3 protein-coding genes are annotated in these 1,852 nt (G+C 37.5%); all 3 read right to left on the bottom strand.

Going from position 1 to position 1,852, the window contains the following annotated elements; genetic code table 11:
• Positions 1-332 (bottom strand): phage portal protein (locus ACIFQM_RS23955; RefSeq protein WP_430066288.1); only part of this gene is annotated, 332 nt, incomplete at its 3' end.
• A gap of 136 nt (positions 333-468) precedes the next feature.
• Positions 469-1,104, bottom strand: coding sequence for a 5,6-dimethylbenzimidazole synthase (bluB, locus tag ACIFQM_RS23950; protein ID WP_430044593.1), 636 nt, complete (start codon positions 1,102-1,104; stop codon positions 469-471).
• A 203-nt stretch (positions 1,105-1,307) separates the two neighbouring features.
• On the bottom strand, positions 1,308-1,852 hold a 545-nt coding region (gene terL, locus ACIFQM_RS23945), incomplete at its 5' end, for a phage terminase large subunit (protein WP_430066286.1).

Raw genomic sequence — 1,852 nt, 5'->3', positions numbered from 1 at the left:
CTCTCGCCAAAGATTTCGGATTGTTTCCGAAGCTGTAGATTATGCTCTTTGTCCCAATGACTCATATGTACATCTATATTATGTATGGCTTCATCCTGATCTGACTTGGACACATAGTTTACTGGCTTTCCAAGTAGATAGCCCACTTCGTTGTCTACGAACTTACGTGGAAAATTGAAAATGAGCTTTTGATTGCTGCGGCTTTCTTGCATTGCATAGTTCTTGAGAATGGAGTGATTACCATTGTAGTAATCTGCATATTTCTGTTTGGCTATTGCAGCCGATTGGAGTTCATTTAGACATTCAATTATGATGGACTCGGTTATTTGCAAATAGGTTCTTCCTTTCAAAATGGGTTATGTAATTTTTGCTTGAATAAATAAAAGAACCACCCTTAATAAGGTAGTTCCTTATTGCACTGCCGTTTCCGTTAGCATCATATCTAAAGGGATTCAATTGCATTTTAAATTATTCCCAAACATTATGGTGTATTAGATTATTCAGATTTCGACGCCTCTCCCAATCTTCTTGTTCTAGGATTGGTTTTGTAGGATAAAAATCCGTATATCCTAATGAAATCAAAGCAACAGGGTCAATATGTGGCGGAATATTTAGTATTTCTCGTACGTCTGTTTTCTTGTAAAAACTAACCCATCCCATAGCTATCCCTTCTGCATAAGACGCCAACCACATATTTTGGATACAACAGGCGACGGATAAAATATCTGTTTCAGGAATAGAATTTCGCCCAAGTACATGTCCACCACCTCTCGTGGGATCACATGTAATACAGATCGTTATAGGTGCCTCCCTTATCCCCTCTAATTTTAGCGAGAGAAATCTTGTCTTTTTTTCATCTTCATAGTGTATGGACAACGCTTGTATTTCTTTATGACATGCATGCGCCAATCGTTCTTTAACCCCTTGAGAGTCAATGACAATAAAATCCCAAGGTTGCATAAAACCAACGGATGGTGCATGATGACCAGCCATTAATATGTTGTTTAACTTATCTTTGGATATGGGTTTTCCATTAAATGATCGAATATCTCTCCTTTCAAAAATGGCCTTAAATAGTCCTTCTCTTTCAGAATCATTTAACAATTTAATCCCTCCCTTAAAACAAAAATCCCCAGCCTAAATAAGACTGATAATGCGCCAGTACTCAAATTATTATGACAGGGCTTCAGACTCAAGTTTACATTGAAATTGGTATTTTTATGATATAACTCTAATATTATTTATGCTTGAAATCAATATTATCTCTTGCAGTTCATTATCAATCTGTAGTCTAAACTGCCTGACCCTCAAAACAACAAACTGCGATCATAAAATTTCAGACTCTTTACCGACTGAATCAATTGAACAGCCCCATATAAACTATCTGGCGCATCGTCGTATGTACAATTTCGATTGTAATCCTTCACCTGATGGTTATATCTGAGATTATCTGCATTGAACAGAATATGACCTTTCTTAACTTCTGGCTCCAAGCTAATAATTCGTTCATGCTTCTGCCCCTTGGAATGCACACTTTCTACAGGTGTATGTATCTTCGACTTCCATAGCTCTTCTTCAAACTTTTGCTTCATATAGCTCTGTGCTTGATTGACTTCAAAGCCTAGCTTATCTACAGGATAAAGCTTCAATTTTTCGATAGCTACTTGAAACAAATCATCCGGCAACAGTTTATAGATATTGCCATCGATCACGTACATCTGCTTCGTCTTCCGATGCTGCCCAATAATTGAAACCGCAGAATAGTCATTTTTCTTCCCGGCTTTAATGGCTGGATCAATGTACATGGCTAGTTCCATATCCTCAAACTCAGGTAGCCTGTCCCAATACATGA

It is taken from the genome of Paenibacillus sp. NRS-1782 (genome assembly GCF_050467685.1).
Classification (GTDB): Bacteria; Bacillota; Bacilli; order Paenibacillales; family Paenibacillaceae; genus Paenibacillus; species Paenibacillus terrae_A.
Note: the sequence above shows the minus strand (reverse complement) of the source record. Positions and strands in the feature narration are given on the sequence as shown.